The organism is Planococcus koreensis, assembly GCF_004761975.1.
Lineage (GTDB): Bacteria > Bacillota > Bacilli > Bacillales_A > Planococcaceae > Planococcus > Planococcus koreensis.
The window spans coordinates 1-20510 of sequence record NZ_RQII01000024.1 but is presented as its reverse complement, the minus strand read 5'-3'; the positions used below and the strand labels follow the sequence as shown (position 1 = coordinate 20510).

The window sequence follows — 20510 nt, the reverse complement described above, 5'->3', positions numbered from 1 at the left end:
ACCTATAGCGGCTTTGCGTTTTTGATTTTTTCTAATGGGGAACATAGATAAGAGCATGTCATTCAAAAACATAAGTGAAGCAGAGAGGAGCCGGTGGCCTTGAGAGAACTTTTCAGTTTGATGAAATTCGGGACAAAATCAGCTTTATGGGCCGCAATTGTTAACACTATTGTCGCCATTATCAAGACTATTGCCTATTTGATCACCGGCAACGTCGCGATGTTCGCTGAAATGATGCACAGTTTCGGGGATGCCGCCAATCAGATTTTCGTATTTATCGGTTCAGCGCTAAGCAAAAAAGAGCCTACTGAGCGTTTTCCAGGCGGTTTTGGGCGATTAGTCAACTTGGTGCTGCTGGGGGCCGTGCTTGTAGTTGGGGTATTGGCTTATGAAACAATTGTCGAAGGTATCCACCACATTTCCAATGCCGTGCATTCCGAAGACTGGTTTTGGCTGAATATCGGCGTCCTCGGATTTGCAGCAATTTTGGAAGCGATCGTTTTGTATAAAGCAATGAAGGAAATCACGGAACACCTTCCGAAAGAAGAAACAAAAGGCTTTAAGATCATACCGCAAAGCTATAAGCATATTAAAGGAGCCAAAGCCGCTACTAAACTTGTTTTTTTGGAAGATAATGTAGCAGTTGGCGGTGCCCTATTGGCTATGCTTGCAATTATAATTTCCACCTATACGCCGTTCCACAGCGCGACCGGCTACGCTTCCATTATCATCGGGATTGCACTGCTTCTTGTAGTGAGCCGCATCTTCCTAGATAATGCAGCTGGGGTACTGGGAGTAGCTGATGTCAAAATGCAGGCACGGATCGGCGCGAAAGTGCTGCAGCATCCGAAAATCAACGATATCCAAGACCTCAATGTCATCAAGGAAGGAGACCATCTGCATATTGAATTGAAAGTCGAAGTGGATTCGAAGATGACCATCGAAGAAGCGGATGACATTCGGGATTACATCGAGAAACGGATTTATGAAAGCATTAAGAATGTAACCAATGTCATCATCGAGTTTGACGAAGACGACCACCATCTGACATGGATCGTTCCGCCGGAAGACGGTAAAAACTAGTTTTCTGCATCCAAAAAAAGCGTCCATTCCTTAGTAAGGAAATGGGCGCTTCATTTTTGTATTATTCGCCGCGCGGTGCTTTTGGCGGTTGGCAGACGTCGCATTTGCGCTGCTCGTTCTTATTGAATTTCGTAAAGGTCTTCTCAAAATTATTGCCGCAGGCACATTTGAAAAGCAGTTTTTGCGAAAATCCGTGGTATTCCGTCGACAGCAATTTGCTGTCGGAGTTTTTCTCCACGAACGTTCTGATTTTATCGATCGTCCATCGTTTATTCATTCTTTTACACCTCTGTGGTTTATTGGTAGGCGTGGGGCCGTCCATTCTTTTTAAGCAAAAGCCGCAATCGTCCTAAGTTCCTCATTATAGCACGGATGAGCTTTTAATTCGAAAAATATCGTACGCTGTTTTCAATCAAAAAACGCCAACTCCGTGAAAGGAATTGGCGCTTCTTCTGCGAGCCAGTGGTGAATCAGCTTCCGCTGTTCCCTGCCACCTCAGCTAGGCTCTGCTCTTTTTCAAAGTCATTAAGCAACGTACGCACTTGATCGGTCGTCTCAGTGTACATCAATTGGTTTCTCAGCTCACCCGCTCCACGGACGCCGCGCACGTAGATTTTAAAGAAACGGCGCAGCGGCTTGAACGAAATCGGCTCAGTTTCCGTGGAATACTTATCGTGCAGATCCAGGTGCAGGCGCAGAAGACCGAATAATTCCTCGGTGCTGTGTTCTTTCGGTTCGGTCTCAAAAGCAAACGGATTGTGGAAAATCCCCCGTCCGATCATAACGCCATCAATGCCGTATTTCTCGGCAAGCTCTTGCCCCGTTTTGCGGTCGGGAATATCGCCGTTGATCGTCAGCAACGTATCAGGAGCAATCTCATCGCGCAATGCTTTAATCTCGGGAATCAGCTCCCAATGCGCCGGCACCGCACTCATTTCTTTTTTGGTGCGCAAGTGGATCGACAAATTGGCGATGTCCTGCTCCAGGATATGCGTCAGCCAGCCTTTCCACTCGTCCACGTCGGTATAGCCAAGGCGCGTCTTGACACTGACAGGCAAGCCGCCCGCTTTAGCCGCCTGGACAATTTCCGCTGCATTGTCGGGATAGTTGATCAAGCCGCTGCCTTTTCCTTTTGCGGCCACGTTCGGCACGGGGCAGCCCATATTGATATCGATTCCTTTAAAGCCTTGTTCCGCCATTCCGATGCTCATGTCACGGAAATGCTCGGGTTTATTGCCCCATATGTGAGCCACCATCGGCTGTTCATCCGGCGTAAACGTCAGGCGTCCGCGCACACTGAAAATACCTTCCGGGTGGCAATAGCTTTCTGTGTTCGTAAACTCTGTAAAAAATACATCCGGCCGTGCTGCTTCAGCCACAACATGGCGAAACACAACATTCGTGACATCTTCCATTGGCGCCAATACAAAAAACGGACGCGGCAAGTCACGCCAAAAGTTCTCTTTCATAGCTAAATTCCAATCCTTTCGTTACAGGAGGAGAGCACAGTCCCACATCCAAGATCTATGTTGTACAAAAATTAAATCGGCAAGGCCATTCCATCTTTTCTTAACCTTATATAGTTTACACGAGTCGCGCATTTGTGGAAAGCAGTGTGTTTTGAAAAGACAAAAACCCCTCAACCGTTCGTTGAGGGGTTGGCATCCATTTCTACTGATCAAAATGCCGTTTCATGCTTTGGTCCAGTCTTTCAAATAAGCTTTCGACAAGTTCTTTAGGGATCTCAGAATATTGATCCCCCATGCTCATTTCAAAATAACAAGAATGTTCATCAACCATTGTTAACCGTCCGGTGATTCCCACTTCCACCTCTTGCCCCAGATTGGCTAAAACCTGTTCCATCTGATCTTTGGGATATGAAAAATGGACATGGAACATATTTGAAACTGGAAAAAGCGGAAGCGAGGTGATGCCGTAGCAAGAATTGAACAATGCCGCAACTTCCTTAGCCGCTTCGAAATACTGCCCCATTTTATGCGCGCGCATATCAAAATAATAATCTGCTGAGACGATATACGGATACAAACTGATCAGATCGCCGCCATGCCGCCTTTTCCATACTTTCGATTGCTGGATAAAATCCCGATCGCCAGCTAATATGGCGCCGGCAATTCCACCAATCCCTTTGTATAAAGACAGGTAAACACTATCAAATAAAGCACTGACTTCAGCGGCAGACTTCCGGTAATACGGCAGAACTTCAAGCAGCCGCGCTCCATCGAGATGCAGCCTGATGTGCTGTTCGCGGCAATACTGCGAAATCTGTTCGAGCGTTTCGAAACTCGGCAATTGCCCGCCGATTTCCCGTTGAGGCAATTCCAGCAAGACGGCCGCAATCCCGTCCCCCATTTTCATCACATCATCCAGATCGATTACTCGATCGCGGTCCGCAAGCAAGACCGTTTCAATGCCATGCAGCTCTTTCAAGCCATCTTCTTCATGAATTTCCAAATGGCTCAGCGGGTGATAAGCCACTTTTTTTATGCCTTTTTCATCACACCAGATACGCAAAGCGATTTGCTGGGCCATTGTGCCGCTGGGGAAAAAGACGGCGTCTTCTTTCCCTAATAAGGCAGCCATCTTCTCTTGGAAATCCTCAATAATCCGGCCTTTTCCATAGATATCGCTTTCCAAATCACCAGCGACATTTTGGAAGGCTTCTTTTAAAACATGGACATTGCGTGGACCGTGGTTCGCCAACTTATAAGTGGATTGATTGTAGACCTTCTGCAATTGGCTTGTTTCGCCCATCTTTTACGCGCCCCCATTTTTCCACTTCTTTTTCTGTGCAATAAAAAACTTATTTACGCAGCCACATCGTTCAATGAAACCGGTACGTGTTCTTCCCCGCTGTTTTTGCGCGATATAACGCAGCGTCCGCATTTTTCAGGAGCGCGTTCAAATCCGCCGCATGGCCTGCTGGATATACCACGATGCCTATGCTGGTAGAGAGATGGTATTCGCTGCCCCAAGAGCTTAAGCCGGCCAGCACCTGTTCCGCTTGCAGACTGATTGCTTTTTGATCGGCGGAGCAAGCGAAATGGATGATGAATTCATCTCCGCCCAACCTCACCACGAATGCATCATGATGGTCTTTCGCGTAGTTTTGCAGTCTGGCAGCGACTTCCTTCAGCACCAGGTCCCCGGTATCATGGCCGTGCACATCGTTGACCTGTTTAAAACCGTCCAAATCCAGGAAGAAAATCGTCCCGCCTGTTTTCGAAGGCGTTTCAAAAAACCTGGAAAGGTAATGCCGGTTGTAGAGATCCGTCAACGAATCCCGATAGGCGCAGCGCTCGAGCTCCAAATAATAGGTAAACATCCGGACGATCCGCTGTAGCAAATCGATGCTTTTCTGGTCGTATCGGCTTGCTTCTTCATGTACGACACATAAGGTCCCGAACCGGTCGCCGTTGATATGGGAAATCGGAAGCCCTAAATAGGAATTGATATTGGCCCCTTCGAGTGCGGTCTTCATTTCCCCCGCAGCAATTTCTTTTTGCACATTCTCATAAATCAACGGCTGCTGTTTATCAAAATCAATCCGGTTGCACAGCGTCTCGTCCAGGTTGATGACCATTCCTTCCCTTACCAGAATGCCCGAATCATCGTTTGAGAGCTTCAAAATAATTTGCTGCGTATCGTTGAAAGAGGTTAAATAAATCAATTGCTCAGGCAAGATTTCTTTGGCCAGATCCAGCACATCCTGTGCCAATTCATCGAAATTCCTATACCGTTCCACTTCTTGCAATGTTGCCACCCTCATGCACCCCGATTATTGTCATGTTTTGCTTCTCTATTGATTAAACTAAAATTTTACTTTATTTCTTAAATTTTAACATATACAGCTACGGGCTGTTCAATAAGATTTTCGCTTCTCAAGAAGCCCATTAAAAAGAGGCGAACCCATTATGGATTCGCCTCTTTCATAACCATTTCTACTGAAAAATCAATAAGCGACCCAGCTTAAGCCTGTCGTTCCTTCACCCGCATGGACGCCTACGCACACACTAAGCTGCACCACTTGGACTTTCAGGCCTGGAAACTCCTGCAAAAGCTCGTTTTTCCATATTTCTGCGTCAGCTGCATTATTGCAATGAATCGCCGCTACTTCAGGGACAGTGCCTTTCGCCATATCCGCACGAAGTGCATCCATGACCGTGTTTTTTGCCCGTTTGTTGGAACGGACTTTTTCTTTCATGACCGTTTTTCCATCGACAAACGTAATGACCAGTTTAATGTTCAGGATATTGCTTAAAAATGCTTGCGTACCGGAAACCCGTCCGCTTTTATGCAATTGGTTCAAGCTCGAAGGTATAAACGATAAATGCGATTTAGCTGTCATTTCCTTTATTGTGGCAACCACTTCTTCTACGCCCTTGCCTTCTGCCAACAGTTTATCGCCGGTTTCAATCATTTTCACCATCGGGAAAGAACCGATTTTCGAATCAATCGGATACACTTTGAAGTCGGACATTTCCGCAGCCGACTGCGCGCTTTCGAACGTACCGGAAAGCCCACTTGATAAGTGTAAAGCAATCGCCAAATCGTATCCTTCGGACTGTAATTTTTCGTACAAAGAAAGCATTTCGCCAATTGCGGGCTGTGAGGTTTTAGGTGAAACTTTCGCTAAGCGCAATTTATCGTAAAACTCTTTTTGCGTAAGGTCGATGGACTCCCGATATGACCCTTCGTCAAAAACAACGCTAAGGGGAAGGACATGTACATGATGTTTTTGGATGAAAGCTTCGTCCAATTGCGCAGCTGTATCCGTGATCCAAGCAATTTTCTTCATTAAAAAAATTCTCCTTTAAATGCAATTCCATAACGGAAGCAAATCTCTGCTACGGATAACTTACCTGACGCATCTATGGGAGGCTAGTGACAGGTGTCATATAAGCACAAACTTTTGTAAGCGCAGACATAATTTGAACTTATCTAGCCTATTTCCTTGACGGTTGCAGCCGCCAAATCAATTGGTTGAACCATTCGTAGTTCCTAGTTCCCTAAGGCACGAGAAGAATGCCCGTACTCAAAAAGAGCACAAATCCAATAAAGGATCAGCGCTCTTTTGATGTTTTATTTTTTCTATAAGAATGGGTCAGGTCTTGAATTACTTTAAAATCAAATTGAACGAGTTTTTCTGGAGGGTGGAGTGAATCGGATAGCTTTTAGTTGCTAGTTAATCACTTGTTCACTCAAAGTTTTTTTCACAGCCTGGTTTCCAATCGCAGAATCAGCAAGCAACGGAATAACCATATCATCCATAGGCGGGTTGTGAAGTCCTGCTCTCACATCCCGGTAATATCTTTGCAATGGGCTCTTTTCCGATAGACTGTGAGCACCGGCTACCCTCATTGCCAAATCAACGACGGTGATTGCTGAATTGGTGACAGCTACCTTCACGGCTGCCAATTCCGGATTCATCTTTGATCGTTCCTCTTCATTCGACTCATCCCACTGCTTCGCCACAGAATATAAAAAATGTCTCGCTCTGACTAATTCCAATTCGATTTGGCCAATCTTTTGTTTCACATTCGGCAGCTCGATAATTGGACCGTTAAGACTATTCGGCGAGTATTCTTTTGCAAAACTGATGGCATAATCCTGTGCTGCCTGTGCAATGCCGAGGTAGCATGCCGGAATATGAAGCAGCCATCCAGATGCCTGTTTTTTTCCGGGTTCGAGAATTTCGACTAATGAGTCTTCCTCAAGCTTGACGTTATTCAATATCAAATCATGGCTCCCTGTACCTTTCATCGCCATACTATCCCAGGTTTCTTCGATTTCTACTCCCGCTTTTGACCGTGGAATGAGAAAAAATCCAATTTCACCTGTCTCTTCAATCGTCGCTGTTACGTTGTAATAATCCAATACGGGAGCCATTGTTGTAAACGTCTTCCTGCCATTAATAACCCAATGCAACCCATCCTTTTTAGCCGTTGTGGAAGGTTTTCCTCCCCTTGTCGGACTTCCTGTTTGTTTTTCAGTCGCACAGTTATTGATCAACGTCCCATTTTCTCTGACATCATCATATAAAGTTTTTAGCGTAGACTCTTTCCATCTATTCTTTTCTCCCAGATCTTTAATGATTCCCATATGCCAGCCGATGGATAATCCTGTGGACCCATCTGCCTTGCTGATCACTTCTTGGCAGCGCAGCATCTCATATAACGAGATGCCCGCTCCCCCATACTCCAACGGAATCGTCAATGAAGGATAATGGATTGCTTTCAGTTCTTTAAAATTCTCAAATGGAAACCTTCCTTCAAGATCATTTTCGGCCGCTCTCTCTGAGAAGGAGGAAACCGTACGTGTTAGTATCTGCAAACGCTCTTCAAAAGTATTAGCTGCTGTGATATCCATATACACTTCACCTTTCTTTTTCTAACCCGCGTTCTTAGTTATTAATTCCATTCCTCTGTCAAGATGAACCCGTCATACTGTTCATTCGACTCGATGTATTCCTTAAATTCCTCTGATTCATATGCTGCTTTCAAATCTTTCGCCCATTCTGCATCTTCATTTTCTTCATCAATCGTTACAACGATCCGATGCTGTTCAGGTGTATCTTCAATCTTGAGGGCATCTGTAATTTTCCGGTCCGGAGCATTGGCAATATAATTGCCATTGACGACCCCAAAGTCAATGTCCTGCAGCGATACTAGAATTTGAGCAGGGTCTAATACTTTGATATCAATATCGTAATCGGCTGTTTCAACACCCTTCAGGTTAAAATCAGTCACACCTGCATCAGATGAGACAGTCGCCCATCCCAACTCTTCAAGAATACGCACCGCTCTTTCCTGGTTTACCGGATCATTCGGCACCCCTACAGTCGTTCCGTCTTCCACTTCATCCAAGGATTGATGTTGTTCTGAATATAATCCTTGAGGGGCACTCGGCACGAAAGCAATACCTGTCATATTCATGTTTAATTCATCATTCATTCCTTCCATATAAGCGGTACTCTGAAAAATACTTGCATCAATTGAACCTTCTTGCATTGCCGGATTCAACTGCATATTCTGGGAGAAGGTTGTCGTATCAACGGTGTATCCTTTCTCCTCTAAGATGGGCAAAATGCCTTCTTTGAATTGCTGCTCGTACGTGCCCACTCCGAATCCAACCCGCACTTCTTTCGCATCTTCTCCAGATGCTTGATCATTTCCGCAACCTGCTAGCAACAGGGATGCTGCAACCCCTAACACACCAATTAAATGCTTTTTCATCTGCTATCTCTCCCTACTTTTCATTTTTCGTTGCTTCTGGCCATCCCTTGAATAGAAAAAAGCCCCTCTCCATAACTAAGAAGAGGGGCTCACGGTCCGGCTCTTCTCATCTTTCAAGTGCTGTCTAAGGCACTTGCAGGATTTGGCACAGTTACAAATTGGATTGTTTCCAATTAGTTCCGCTGCCGAAGCTTCAAAGGGCCAGTCCCTCCACTTCTCTAGATAAGAATTTATGTATACTCGAAATTAAATGCCGAGTAATCTGATATGATTAATACAATAACAGACGATCCATTTTATTACAATACACTTAGAAGAAATCAATTTAATATTTTATTGGATAAAATAGAAAAACTCTTTCTCACTAAGTGAGAAAGAGTTTTCAGGAAGGGTTGATGATTTACATCATGCCGCCCATGCCGCCCATATCAGGCATGCCGCCGCCTTGTCCTGCTGGTTCAGGGATGTCTGCAACGACTGCTTCAGTCGTCAAGAACATCGCTGCTACAGATGCTGCGTTTTGAAGTGCTGAACGCGTCACTTTAGTAGGATCGACGATACCTTCTTCAAGCATGTTGACCCATTTGCCATTCGCTGCGTTAAAGCCGATGCCGACTTCTTCCGATTTCAAGCGGTGAACGATGATCGATCCTTCAAGGCCTGCATTCGTTGCGATTTGGCGAACTGGCTCTTCCAAAGCGCGAAGAACGATTTTGACGCCTGTTGCTTCGTCGCCTTCTCTTGTTTCCAGAAGTTCCGCGACTTTATTGTAGACATTGACAAGCGCTGTACCGCCGCCTGCAACGATTCCTTCTTCTACTGCTGCGCGCGTTGCGTTCAACGCATCTTCAATGCGCAATTTGCGTTCTTTCAATTCGGTTTCAGTAGCCGCTCCGACTTTGATGACTGCTACGCCGCCAGCAAGTTTCGCCAAACGTTCCTGCAATTTCTCTTTGTCGAATTCTGAAGTCGTTTCTTCCAGCTGGTTGCGGATTTGCGCCACGCGGGCAACAATCTTCTGCTGGTCTCCAGCGCCTTCAACGATTGTCGTGTTTTCTTTCGATACGACAACTTTCGATGCACGGCCAAGCTGTGTAATGTTCGTTGTTTTCAATTCCAAGCCAAGGTCTTCCGTGATAACTTCCGCACCCGTAAGTGCTGCAATGTCTTCAAGCATCGCTTTGCGGCGATCGCCGAAGCCAGGAGCTTTGACAGCTACAGCATTGAACGTTCCGCGCAATTTGTTGACGACCAATGTAGCCAACGCTTCGCCTTCAACGTCTTCCGCTACAATCAATAGCGGTTTGCTTTGCTGAACAACTTGCTCAAGCACTGGAAGGATTTCCTGGATGTTGCCGATTTTCTTGTCAGTGACAAGGATGAACGGGTTTTCAAGGACCGCTTCCATTTTATCCGAATCTGTCACCATGTAAGGCGACTGGTACCCACGGTCGAATTGCATGCCTTCAACAACATCCAATTCCGTCGTGAAGCCGCGTGATTCTTCCAGCGTGATAACGCCGTCGTTGCCAACGCGCTCCATCGCTTCAGCGATCAAGTTGCCCACTTCAGCATCTCCAGAAGAAATTGCCGCAACTTGTGAAATGGATTCTTTTCCTTCGATTTGCTGGGAAACGGCTTTCAAGCCTTCCACAGCGCTTTCAACAGCCAATTCGATCCCACGGCGGATGCCGACAGGATTCGCGCCTGCAGTGACGTTTTTAAGGCCTTCACGGATCATTGCCTGCGCAAGCACCGTAGCCGTTGTCGTACCGTCTCCTGCGATGTCATTCGTTTTAGAAGCGACTTCCGCCACCAATTTCGCGCCCATGTTTTCGAATGGGTTTTCAAGTTCGATTTCTTTCGCGATCGTTACGCCGTCATTCGTGATGAGGGGCGAACCGAATTTCTTCTCAAGTACAACGTTGCGCCCTTTCGGCCCAAGTGTCACTTTCACTGCATCTGCCAATTTATCAACACCGCGCAGCATCTGGCTGCGTGCATCTTCGCTGAATAAAATCTCTTTTGCCATGTTTAGTTTCCTCCTCTATCTAGTTAACGTGTTCTAATGTATCGCCCGCAAATTGCGGGAATATATGGCTTAGCCTAATACAGCTAAAATGTCGTTTTCGCGCAAGATCAAGTATTCGTTGCCTTCGTATTTAAGTTCAGATCCTGCATATTTCGAGAAGATGACCCGGTCGCCTTCTTTGACGTCCAATTCAGTGCGCTGTCCATTGTCGCGGATAAGTCCGTTGCCAACAGCGATCACTTTGCCTTCCTGCGGTTTTTCCTGTGCCGATCCCGGCAATACAATCCCGCTTGAAGTTTTTTCTTCAGCTTCGATAAGCTTAATAATTACGCGATCTCCTAATGGTCTTAACAATTGAAACACCCTCCTCAGATTATCTAAATAATTTTCCTTAGCACTCTCAACACTCGAGTGCTAACCCACTTCTCAGTTTAATAAAACCGCCTCTCTTTTGCAAGTCAAAACATTCTCTTTTTTTTAAAAAGCCCTGCACTCATTTCTCTCTTCGTTCTTCTGCCGTCTGCTTTATTGCGTTAAAATGTTCGAGCGCAGAGATCACGGCGCCTCAATGATTTCTTCCGAGCATAAAAGCGGGCATAAGTTTCGGAAACGTTTTTCGTCACTTGAAACAAAATACCATTGTCCGTTAATCTTTCTGTATTCCAAAAAACCCATCTCCCGCCCACTCGGCAATTCCCCCGTCGCTGAATAAACGAAGCCTTCTGTCAATCCGATAAAATCGAGGAAACGGCTCTCAGCGCTTTGGAAAAAAACAACGTGTTTTTCGTCCGAATATATCCTTGCATTTATGTAATCAGTCTTATTGGCTTTCAAATATTCCTGCGGCGTGTAGTAAAAAGCGAAGCCTGGATTGCCGCGTTCTTCTTTTTTTATTTCGCCCGATACCAGTTTTTCAATCATCTCTTCCCGTTCCTCTTGGTGAGCGTAATAATTCAGTTCCACTGTAAACAGGTTCGTCACCAGTACCACTACCCCAATACCCGCCGCCATTATAATCAATGGCGCAAAGATTTTTTTGAATGCACCTACAATCGCCCCTATCAGTACGGCGAAAATAAAAATGTATACGTATGTGGTGATTTGGCTCTGATAGCCTCCTACAAAATCGACGTTTAGCAGCCGATTCACTTGCAAGACAATAAACACAATGACGCTGATAATAGACACAACCAGTAATTGTTTTTTCATTCTTCCTTCCCCTTTCTTCCCAACTTCCAAAATCACTGCAATTCAACTGCTTCTCTCTGCATTTATAATACCAGGACTTTGTGTAAACTTTGTAAAGTCGATGTGGATTCAACTGCTTCCGCCAACCTTAATGTGAAATCAACATTTCCCCTTATTCGTATGCTGCTCGCTTTTTTCCATACATCAAATCTTTGCGGTCCCCTCTTGAAAGTTCTACAATAGAAGGAACACGCATTAACGAAAGGAATCCACCTGAAATGAAATTGAATTTAAAAGCGCAGACAGATACAAGCCGCAATGGCAAAAGCAAACTGAGTGTCACCGCGAAGCGCAAGACCAAAAAGACACCACTTTATGTCCTGCTCATCTTTATCGTGATGCAGCTTGCGCCGGCATTCTTCATCGCACCAACTATGGGTTATTTCGAGGGCCAGGGCCTGGACGAAGCAACAGCACGGATGACCACTACCGGTTGGCTCATCGTCAGTTCCATGGGCATCGGCTTTGTCGCCACACTCATTCTCGTGCTTCGGGACAAACGCTTTTTCGATATCTGGAAAGGCAAAAGAACGGGTCTCCCAATGGCATTCGTCTGGGGAGTCCTCGGTTTCCTGCTCCTGCTGATTGGTCAGTCTCTCGCGGTCATGATTGAAATGGCCATCGGCATCGATCCGGGCTCTGAGAACACGATGGCGCTCGTCAGCGTCGCTGAAGTTGTGCCGCTCACGATACTGGCAATCGTCCTATTCGCCCCTGTCCTTGAAGAACTCGTCTTCCGCCGGGTCATTTTCGGCTCATTGAACCAAACCACGAATTTCTGGGTGGCCACCGCTGTCAGCGCATTGGCGTTCGGGCTAGTCCATATGGAAATGACGCACTTGCTGACGTATTTCTCCACCGGACTCGTGCTCGCATTCCTGTACCAGAAAACGAAGCGCATCATCACGCCAATTATCGCTCACGTCCTGCTGAACGGCTATGTCATGGCCATCCAGCTCAATATGGATAAGATCCAGGGGTTCTTGAAAGAACTAGAAAAACTCCAATAACAGCTGCATAACGAAAAAAGCCTTCCCCCGATTTAATTCGGTGGAAGGCTTTCTTGTTGTTCGATGATTTGCTGCTGCTGCTCCGCTTTCAAAAACTTGCGGTAGCCGATTTTAGCGATAACGATACTGAACTCATACAGCACGATCAACGGCAGCGTCACAATCATATGCGAGACGATGTCCGGCGGCGTGATGAACGCCGCGATGATGACCAATACGAGATACGAATACTTGCGATATTTCGTCATCAGCATCGGTGTGATAAAACCAAGCCTCGTCAAGAACAGCATCACGACCGGCAACTGGAAAATCAAGCCGAACGGCAGCGTGATCTGGAAGAGGAATTGGAAGTATTCATTGATCCCGATGGTTTCCTGGATATCCATATTGTCCGAGATATTCAGCATAAACCCGATCACGTACGGGAACAGGACCAAATAGGAAAAAGCGATCCCGCCCAAAAACAACAGCAAGGAAAATGGGATATAGCTTAACGTTGCCCGCCGTTCTTTTTCAAGAAGACCTGGGCTGATAAATGCCCAGAATTGATACATGATCACGGGCGAAGTGAAGATAAGCGCCAAAATCATGGTGACTTGCATAAAAATCATCAGCGGATCCGTAATTTTGAACGCGTTCAAGGTAAGATTTTTCGCTTCTTCTGTATACTGCAGATACTGAATCAGCGGTTGGGCAAGGAAAAAGCTGATAATGAGCGCTAATACAAAGAAAACGACTACAATGGTGAGCCGTTTTCGCAATTCAACTATATGTTCAACTAAAGTCATATCTTTTTCTGTCATCGGACAAACATCCTAACGTATTTCCTTTTGCTCTTCTTTCTTTTTCAAATCTACTTTGTTATCGTCTTCATCATCTACAAGTCCTTTTGTAGCATTTTTGAACTCACGCAAAGACGAACCAAACGCTTTTCCAAGTTCCGGCAACTTCTTCGGGCCGAAAACAAGCAAAGCAACAATACCAATAACGATTATACTCATTGGACCTGGCATACGAGGCACCTCCTGTATTATGGCTTTATTCTACATCATTAGAGCCCTTTTGGCTATTTCGAGAAGCCCTGCAAATGTGAAGATTTTAAGTCATTGCTGCTTGATTTGGTAAATCAGCGTCTGCAGCTCGACGGACAAATCGATGGTCTGCACGCGGATGTGTTCCGGCACGGCAATGCGCACTGGCGTGAAGTTGAGTATGCCCTTGATATCGGTTTTCGCAAGCCGGTCGGTCACTTCCTGCGCTGACCTTGACGGCACAGTGAGGATGACCACTTCGATGCCGTATTCAGCGATTTTCTCTTCAATGCGGTCCGGATGGTACGTGTCGATGCCGCTGATCCGTTCGCCTTCAAGCGGACTGTTTGTATCGAAAGCCAGCACGATTTTCGTATTGTGGTTGCGCTGGAAATTGTATTTGAGGAATGCGCTGCCGAGATGGCCGACGCCGATCAACGCGACGTTCGTCGCTTCATCCTGATCCAGGGTCTTGCGGAAAAATTCGAGCAAGCCCTGGACATCGTAGCCATAGCCTTTTTTGCCGAATGCCCCGAGGTAGGAAAAATCACGGCGGATTGTAGCGGAGTCGATTTTCATCGCTTCACTCAATTCCTGGGAGGAAATCCGCTTTTGCCCGGCATTCGCGAAATTCTGGATGAAACGGTAATATAGCGGCAGGCGTTTCGTCGTCGCCTGCGGAATTTTGGTTGGTTCGTGCAGCATGCCAGCTTACCTCCTGAGGTCTTGTCAAATCGATACTATCTTACATTAGGAACCTCCAGATGTAAAGCTGGCTTTATTGCGGACAGCCGCCCTATGGGCTACACTTGAAGTAGAATTGAGGTGACCCGCATGATAGTACTGCAAGTAAACCAAGTCCATAAATCGTTCGGCGCAGATGAGATCCTCTCAGGCGTCAAACTGGAAGTCCAACACCGCGACCGCGTTGCACTGGTAGGCCGCAACGGCGCGGGCAAATCGACGCTTTTGAAAATCATATCCGGTGAGATGTCTTATGACAGCGGCGAAATCATCATGCCGAAAGATTTGACCATCGGCTATTTGGAACAGCAGAATGATCTGGAATCCGATGCGACCGTGTGGGAGGAAATGATGACGATCTTCGCGCATTTCCGCGAACAGGAAGCCCAGCTCCGCCGCCTTGAAGCCCGGATGGCTGAACAGGAAGTCCATGACGATGCAGAGCTGTACGACAAGGTCATGAAAGAGTACGACACGCTCCAGCATGATTTCAAGGATGCCGGAGGCTACCAGTTCGAAGCCGATACCCGAGCCATCCTCCATGGCATGAAATTCTATGCGGACGACTACGGCAAAAAGGTCGTATCCTTGTCCGGCGGCCAGAAGACGCGGCTCATGCTGGCGAAACTTCTGCTGTCCAAGCCACAGCTCTTGATCCTCGATGAACCGACAAACCATCTTGACATCGAAACGCTGAGCTGGCTCGAGAATTATTTGAAGAATTACCCCGGCGCCCTGCTGATCGTCTCGCATGACCGTTACTTCCTCGACCAGGTCGTTACGCTTGTTTATGAAGTGTCCCGCCACCGCGTCAAAAAGTACACAGGCAATTACAGCCGCTATCTTGACGAGAAAGCGAAGCAATACGAACTCGACATGAAGCAATTTGAAAAGCAGCAAGGCGAAAAAGCCAAGCTCGAAGATTACGTCCAGCGCAATTTGGTGCGCGCATCGACAACGAAGATGGCGCAGAGCCGCCGCAAGATCCTGGAAAAAACAGAATGGATGGGCGCACCGGATGGCAGCGAGAAATCCGCGCGTTTCGGCTTCACCATCGACAAGCAAAGTGGCAACGATGTGCTGACCGTCAATTCGCTCGCTATAGGCTATAGCGGCGAGCCGGTCGCCAAAAACATCTCGCTGAAGCTGTACCGCCAGGAAAGTATGGCACTTGTCGGGCCGAACGGCGTCGGCAAGTCGACGCTATTGAAGACGATTATGAAAGAACTTAAGCCCCTTGCCGGCGACATCCATTACGGCACCGGCATCCAGTTCGGCTATTACGACCAGGAGCAAGCCAACTTAAAAGGAAATAAACTATTATTGAACGAACTCTGGGATGATTACCCGCTGATCAACGAAAAAGAAATCCGCGGCATCCTTGGACGCTTCCTGTTTTCTGGCGACGATGTCCTGAAGCCGATTTCCACATTATCCGGCGGTGAAAAAGCCCGTGTTGCGCTCGCCAAGCTGATGATGCAAAAAGCCAATGTGCTGCTGCTCGATGAGCCGACCAACCATTTGGACCTCGACAGCAAAGAAGTGCTGGAAAATGCATTGATCGATTACCCCGGCACCATCCTCTTCGTGTCCCATGACCGGTATTTCATGAACCGCATCGGCACGAAAGTCATTGAACTGACCCAAGACGGTGCGACAGAATATCTCGGGAACTATGATTATTACGTCGAGAAAAAACTCGAGATGGAAGAACTGGCCGCACTTGAAGCGGAAGAATCCACTGTAGCAGTGAAAGCTGCTCCAGCGGCGGTCACTTCCCAGATCGACAAAGGCGCGAAGAAACTGGAACGCCAGCTTTTGCGCCAAACAGAGGAAACCGAGCAGGAAATGGAAAAACTCGACGCGCAGATTGCCGAGATCGAAGAGCAGCTCTGTCTGCCGGAAGTATTCCAGGACCACGAACGGGTGTTGCCTCTGCAGACCCAATTGGAAAGCTTGAAAGAACAGCAAGAAGAAAAAATGTCCGCATGGCTGGAATTGCAGGAACAGATAGAAAAAGTGAACAATTGACCGTATACTTCTGTATACGGTTTTTCTTTTTCTATATCTAGGTCAATACCTATTTGCGAAATAATTATTTCCACAAAGTTGTACACATCGAAAGAATTGCAATATCAACTATCAACAGACTTTTCCACATTATCCACAATCGAATTAATTGTTATCCACATAGTTTTCCAGTGTCAAGGCTACAATATGTAGGTAAAGGGGTACTTTCCATCGAGTTATGAACAGCTTATTCACAATTTGTGCATAAGTACAAATGTTCTCTATTGACAGTCAACTTATCAATTGTGCATAAAAAAGCTCAATTATATACGAAAAAGCTCGGCAGAAACCGGAAAATCCGGGTTTCTGCCGAGCTTTTTTCACGTCCAGGAAGCGAGTTCCATTCCTGGACGCCCATTCATAGCCATCGTTCCTCGTATGCCTTTTTCAAACATGACCGTTCCGGCCGCCGCGATCATCGCCGCGTTATCTGTGCATAAAGCAAGAGGCGGAATATAGAACGGGATGCCTTTTTCATCGAACGCTGCCGTCAAAGAAGTCCGTAGCCCTTTATTTGCGGCCACGCCGCCCGCTGCAATCACCTGGCGCACCTTATACTGCGCTGCTGCGCGCACAGCTTTGGCTGTTACTACTTCCACAACACTGTTCTGGAAGCCTGCAGCGATATGCTCAGGCGGAATCTCTTCCCCCCGCTGAGCTGCATTGTGCAGGTAATTCAACACCGATGATTTCAAGCCGCTGAAGCTGAAATCATATGAGCCCTCTTCAAGCCACACGCGTGGAAATTCGATCGCGCCGTCGCTTTCATGCGCCAGCCGGTCGATGTGCGGACCGCCCGGATACGGCAAATTCAGCGTTCTGGCGACTTTATCGTATGCTTCCCCTGCCGCGTCGTCGCGCGTCTCCCCGATCACGTCAAAATCGCCATGCTCTTTCATCAACACCAATTCCGTATGGCCCCCGGAAATCACCAATGCCAATAACGGAAATTCCATTTCCTGTTCCAGCCGGTTGGCATAGATATGCCCTGCGATATGATGAACCCCGACCAGCGGCAATTGGTGAGCGAAGGCGAAGGCTTTCGCCGCATTGACGCCGACCAATAACGCACCGACCAATCCCGGGCCTTCGGTCACCGCTACAGCATCCAATTCGTTCGGTGCCATTCCAGCTTGCGTTAAAGCTTCTTCAATCACCAATGTAATTTGCTCGACGTGATGGCGCGAAGCGATTTCCGGGACTACGCCGCCGAAACGCTTATGGCTCTCGATTTGCGATGCCACCACGTTGGAGATGATCTCCTTACCGTTTTTGACGACGGATGCTGCGGTCTCGTCGCAGCTTGTTTCGATTCCCAATACATAAATGTCTTCAGTCATTAAAATTCACCCACATTACTATGGCATCTTCTTGGTTATCGGTATAATACCCCTTGCGGATGCCACCATTTTGAAAACCCATTTTCCGGTATAAATTCTGCGCCGCATGGTTGCTGACACGCGCTTCCAGTGTCATCAGTTCGGCGCCTTTTGATTTGGCGACTCTGATGACTTCTTCCATCAAGCGTTCGCCGTATTTTTTGCCGCGTTCCTGAGGCAGGATCGCGATATTCGTGATGTGGCATTCATCCAAGATCAGCCACATTCCGCAATAACCGACAATGCCTTCCTCTGTTTCAGCAATGACGTAATAGGCATGATCGTTACTTTCCATTTCATGGCGAAACGATTCCTTTGTCCATGGCAGCGTAAAAGATAATTTTTCAATCTCATAAACTTGATCAATGTCGTCGACCGTCATTTGACGGAATGTCAGCTCGGCGCTCATGATGGCTGGCCTTCCTGCTGCTTGTTGTAATTCGCTTCCGCTTCCGTAATGCGCTGGTATTCAGGCACTGCGTGGTGAACATCCTGCGCATCCGACTGCTGCGCCAATACAATCAAATTCGAAGCACGCGGCAGACGATTTTGAGGCGCGCTGAAATGCGCCATGCCGCCAAGTACTTCACGGATCAACCCTTCATGAATAACAAGGTCTGCACCTGTAAAGAGGACAGGCTTTCCGATGGTTTTGGCTTTATTCAAAAACTCACGAAAATCACTGTGCTGATCGCCCACTACCGGTTCAAGTGTCTTGCCGTCATAAAGTGCAGTAAAGGCAGTGCCTCTCCGCGCATCCATCACCGGACACACCAAACCGTCGAAAGACTGGCCATTTGCCGCCAATACTTTCAGGCTGGATACCATATGCAACGGAATTTTCAGCGACCAAGCCAATGTTTTTGCGATGGTCAACCCAATCCGGATGCCGGTATACGAACCCGGTCCTTCCGCTACTGCAATGTGCGTCAAATCAGCAGGCGCGACTTTCGCTTTCTTCATCATTTCCTCAATCGCCGGCATCGCTGTCAGCGAGTGATTGATTTTCAGATTCGTGGTTTCTTCTATTAAAACAGTCTGATCTTCCATCAAAGCAATCGCTAGGGGATAGTTTGAAGTGTCGATGCCTAGATAAATCATAAGTTTAGCTCCTTGCATAAAGTTTCATAGCGCCGGCCTTTTGGGTGAAGGGCGATTTCGCGCGCCTCTTCCGACTTGCGCGTGATGATGATGTCCAAACGGTCTTGCGGCAAGTATTCGCTGATGAATTGCGCCCATTCTACGACTGATACGGCGTCGCCTGAGAACAATTCATCGAAGCCGATGTCTTCATGGCTGTCTTCTAAGCGGTAAGCGTCGATATGGTTCAGTTCCAGCTTGCCTTCGTATTGTTTTAGAATGGTGAATGTTGGGCTGTTGACCATGCGTTTGATGCCAAGCCCTTTTGCGATGCCTTTGGTGAATGTGGTTTTTCCAGCGCCGAGGCTGCCTTCAAGCGTCAGAAGATCCTGCGGCTGCAGGAGAAGGGCCAGTTTTTCAGCGAATGCCATCGTTTCTTCTGGAGAGTTCACTTCTATTGTATAGTTCATTTTATCCGTCACCTCTATTGAGTCTTTACATAGTTTAGCGAAGAAACTGCAGGAAATCAAAAAATCCACTTTCCAGTGTGTCTCTCATGCTCTCTTTTACGTTAAATGCTGTATCGAATACTTACATAGGGCTTTAAAGCTGTCACTCTTACCAAACAGATAGCCTTGTTCTTGAATCGTTTTCATCGGTTATATATTCGATATCGGTAAAACCGTTATTTAAGGCATTTTTTTGCAGGGAGATGATTGCCTCCTGATTTTTGCAGTAAATGGTGACATAGCTGCAATCCACCACGAGCAGAACCAGTTCGCAATCGCTTTCCATAAATTCTTCATAGGTTTCGATGCTGGAAATTTCTTTACTTGGATATGCCTGCAAATCAGCAAAAATAACATAATAATCGTTGGATTCCAACGTGGTTTTCAGTTCTGTCCCTGAAATGGATTCTTGGCTGTCTGGGAAAAGCATCCCATCTAGTTTATCGTTAACTGTCTTATACGATTCGCCGATGCCAATCTTCCAATGGAACGCGTTGATTTCTATAGGTTGCAGGACATCTCCAAGAAAACGGCCGTAGTCGTTCGGAATTTCAAAACTGATTCCTCTTCTCATAAAGTTTCCTCCCATAGACAGATTCAAGTTCTGCCGTTTGCTTAATCCAACCAAAAAAAATAAACACAGCCCATTGGCTGTGTTCATTCGGAAAAAAATACGGTCCCGACCGGGATCGAACCGGCGATCTCCTGCGTGACAGGCAGGCATGTTAACCGCTACACCACGGGACCAAAAAAAAAATACAGACCAGCGACGTCCTACTCTCACAGGGGGAAACCCCCAACTACCATCGGCGCAAAAGAGCTTAACTTCCGTGTTCGGGATGGGAACGGGTGTGGCCTCTTTGCCATCATCACTGGACTATTTTTTGCTTGAGTGCTTGCGCCCTCAAAACTGGATACACGACATTGAAACGAAACGGGCAATCCGTGCCCACGGTTGTTTTGGTTAAGTCCTCGATCGATTAGTATTCGTCAGCTGCACGTGTCGCCACGCTTCCACTCCGAACCTATCTACCTCATCGTCTTTGAGGGATCTTACTTGCTTGCGAGACA

At 46.9% G+C, this 20510-nt stretch carries 21 protein-coding genes, 1 tRNA gene, 2 rRNA genes and 1 riboswitch; of the genes, 3 read left to right on the top strand and 21 right to left on the bottom strand.

The window, feature by feature from the left end; translation table 11 throughout:
* The first annotated feature begins 99 nt into the window (after positions 1-99).
* On the top strand, positions 100-1083 hold the full coding sequence (locus EGV91_RS05660) for a cation diffusion facilitator family transporter (protein ID WP_135501534.1): 984 nt from the start codon (positions 100-102) through the stop codon (positions 1081-1083).
* Between the two features lie 61 nt (positions 1084-1144).
* On the opposite strand, the gene EGV91_RS05655 is transcribed toward EGV91_RS05660, so the two are convergent.
* The 10 genes from EGV91_RS05655 to EGV91_RS05610 form a co-directional block, all read right to left on the bottom strand.
* Positions 1145-1360 carry a hypothetical protein gene (locus tag EGV91_RS05655; protein ID WP_135501532.1) on the bottom strand — a complete coding sequence of 72 codons (216 nt, stop codon included), beginning with the start codon at positions 1358-1360 and terminating at the stop codon, positions 1145-1147.
* A gap of 193 nt (positions 1361-1553) precedes the next feature.
* Positions 1554-2552 (bottom strand): tRNA dihydrouridine synthase, encoded by a 999-nt coding sequence (locus EGV91_RS05650; protein ID WP_135501529.1) that lies wholly within the window; start codon positions 2550-2552, stop codon positions 1554-1556.
* 202 nt (positions 2553-2754) lie between these two features.
* Complete coding sequence (locus tag EGV91_RS05645) at positions 2755-3855, bottom strand: threonine aldolase family protein (protein ID WP_135501527.1); 1101 nt, start codon at positions 3853-3855, stop codon at positions 2755-2757.
* 70 nt (positions 3856-3925) lie between these two features.
* Positions 3926-4864: a sensor domain-containing diguanylate cyclase gene (locus EGV91_RS05640; protein ID WP_241666112.1), complete on the bottom strand. Its 939-nt coding sequence runs from the start codon at positions 4862-4864 to the stop codon at positions 3926-3928.
* Positions 4865-5053: 189 nt separating this feature from the next.
* Complete coding sequence (locus EGV91_RS05635; protein WP_135501523.1) at positions 5054-5899, bottom strand: DegV family protein; 846 nt, start codon at positions 5897-5899, stop codon at positions 5054-5056.
* A gap of 383 nt (positions 5900-6282) precedes the next feature.
* Positions 6283-7470, bottom strand: a complete 1188-nt coding sequence (locus EGV91_RS05630) for an acyl-CoA dehydrogenase family protein (RefSeq protein WP_135501521.1) — start codon at positions 7468-7470, stop codon at positions 6283-6285.
* A gap of 41 nt (positions 7471-7511) precedes the next feature.
* Positions 7512-8336, bottom strand: a complete 825-nt coding sequence (locus EGV91_RS05625; protein ID WP_135501519.1) for a MetQ/NlpA family ABC transporter substrate-binding protein — start codon at positions 8334-8336, stop codon at positions 7512-7514.
* Positions 8337-8439: 103 nt separating this feature from the next.
* Positions 8440-8565, bottom strand: a riboswitch (SAM riboswitch).
* A 171-nt stretch (positions 8566-8736) separates the two neighbouring features.
* On the bottom strand, positions 8737-10368 hold the full coding sequence (groL, locus tag EGV91_RS05620; RefSeq protein WP_135501517.1) for a chaperonin GroEL: 1632 nt from the start codon (positions 10366-10368) through the stop codon (positions 8737-8739).
* A 69-nt stretch (positions 10369-10437) separates the two neighbouring features.
* Entirely contained in the window at positions 10438-10722 is a 285-nt protein-coding gene (gene groES / locus EGV91_RS05615) for a co-chaperone GroES (protein WP_135501515.1), read from the bottom strand.
* A 201-nt stretch (positions 10723-10923) separates the two neighbouring features.
* Positions 10924-11577, bottom strand: a complete 654-nt coding sequence (locus EGV91_RS05610; RefSeq protein WP_135501513.1) for a hypothetical protein — start codon at positions 11575-11577, stop codon at positions 10924-10926.
* Positions 11578-11834: 257 nt separating this feature from the next.
* On the opposite strand from EGV91_RS05610, the gene EGV91_RS05605 reads away from it, so the two are divergent.
* The gene (locus EGV91_RS05605) at positions 11835-12626 is read left to right on the top strand and encodes a CPBP family intramembrane glutamic endopeptidase (RefSeq protein WP_135501511.1); all 792 of its coding nucleotides are present in this window, start codon (positions 11835-11837) and stop codon (positions 12624-12626) included.
* 32 nt (positions 12627-12658) lie between these two features.
* On the opposite strand, the gene tatC is transcribed toward EGV91_RS05605, so the two are convergent.
* The 3 genes from tatC to EGV91_RS05590 form a co-directional block, all read right to left on the bottom strand.
* Positions 12659-13429, bottom strand: coding sequence for a twin-arginine translocase subunit TatC (gene tatC, locus EGV91_RS05600; protein WP_135501509.1), 771 nt, complete (start codon positions 13427-13429; stop codon positions 12659-12661).
* Between the two features lie 12 nt (positions 13430-13441).
* On the bottom strand, positions 13442-13639 hold the full coding sequence (locus EGV91_RS05595) for a twin-arginine translocase TatA/TatE family subunit (protein WP_135501507.1): 198 nt from the start codon (positions 13637-13639) through the stop codon (positions 13442-13444).
* Positions 13640-13729: 90 nt separating this feature from the next.
* On the bottom strand, positions 13730-14362 hold the full coding sequence (locus EGV91_RS05590; RefSeq protein WP_135501505.1) for a redox-sensing transcriptional repressor Rex: 633 nt from the start codon (positions 14360-14362) through the stop codon (positions 13730-13732).
* Positions 14363-14491: 129 nt separating this feature from the next.
* On the opposite strand from EGV91_RS05590, the gene EGV91_RS05585 reads away from it, so the two are divergent.
* Positions 14492-16432 (top strand): ABC-F family ATP-binding cassette domain-containing protein, encoded by a 1941-nt coding sequence (locus EGV91_RS05585; protein WP_135501503.1) that lies wholly within the window; start codon positions 14492-14494, stop codon positions 16430-16432.
* 359 nt (positions 16433-16791) lie between these two features.
* Here the strand turns inward: EGV91_RS05585 and tsaD are convergent, their stop codons facing one another.
* The 8 genes from tsaD to EGV91_RS17240 form a co-directional block, all read right to left on the bottom strand.
* Positions 16792-17811, bottom strand: a complete 1020-nt coding sequence (tsaD, locus tag EGV91_RS05580; protein WP_135501501.1) for a tRNA (adenosine(37)-N6)-threonylcarbamoyltransferase complex transferase subunit TsaD — start codon at positions 17809-17811, stop codon at positions 16792-16794.
* On the bottom strand, positions 17804-18259 hold the full coding sequence (rimI, locus tag EGV91_RS05575; protein WP_135501499.1) for a ribosomal protein S18-alanine N-acetyltransferase: 456 nt from the start codon (positions 18257-18259) through the stop codon (positions 17804-17806). Before rimI ends, tsaD begins: the two co-directional genes overlap by 8 nt.
* A complete protein-coding gene (gene tsaB / locus EGV91_RS05570; RefSeq protein ID WP_135501497.1) occupies positions 18256-18951 on the bottom strand; it encodes a tRNA (adenosine(37)-N6)-threonylcarbamoyltransferase complex dimerization subunit type 1 TsaB in 696 nt (231 codons plus the stop codon). Before tsaB ends, rimI begins: the two co-directional genes overlap by 4 nt.
* Positions 18948-19400, bottom strand: a complete 453-nt coding sequence (tsaE, locus tag EGV91_RS05565; RefSeq protein ID WP_135501495.1) for a tRNA (adenosine(37)-N6)-threonylcarbamoyltransferase complex ATPase subunit type 1 TsaE — start codon at positions 19398-19400, stop codon at positions 18948-18950. The genes tsaB and tsaE overlap by 4 nt, the downstream gene beginning before the upstream one ends.
* A 148-nt stretch (positions 19401-19548) precedes the next feature.
* Positions 19549-20013 carry a DUF2691 family protein gene (locus EGV91_RS05560; RefSeq protein ID WP_158290569.1) on the bottom strand — a complete coding sequence of 155 codons (465 nt, stop codon included), beginning with the start codon at positions 20011-20013 and terminating at the stop codon, positions 19549-19551.
* A 100-nt stretch (positions 20014-20113) separates the two neighbouring features.
* Positions 20114-20186: transfer RNA gene (locus tag EGV91_RS05555), tRNA-Asp, on the bottom strand.
* Between the two features lie 14 nt (positions 20187-20200).
* Positions 20201-20316 (bottom strand): 5S ribosomal RNA (gene rrf, locus EGV91_RS05550).
* A gap of 83 nt (positions 20317-20399) precedes the next feature.
* Positions 20400-20510: ribosomal RNA gene (locus EGV91_RS17240) — 23S ribosomal RNA — on the bottom strand; the annotation flags it as partial.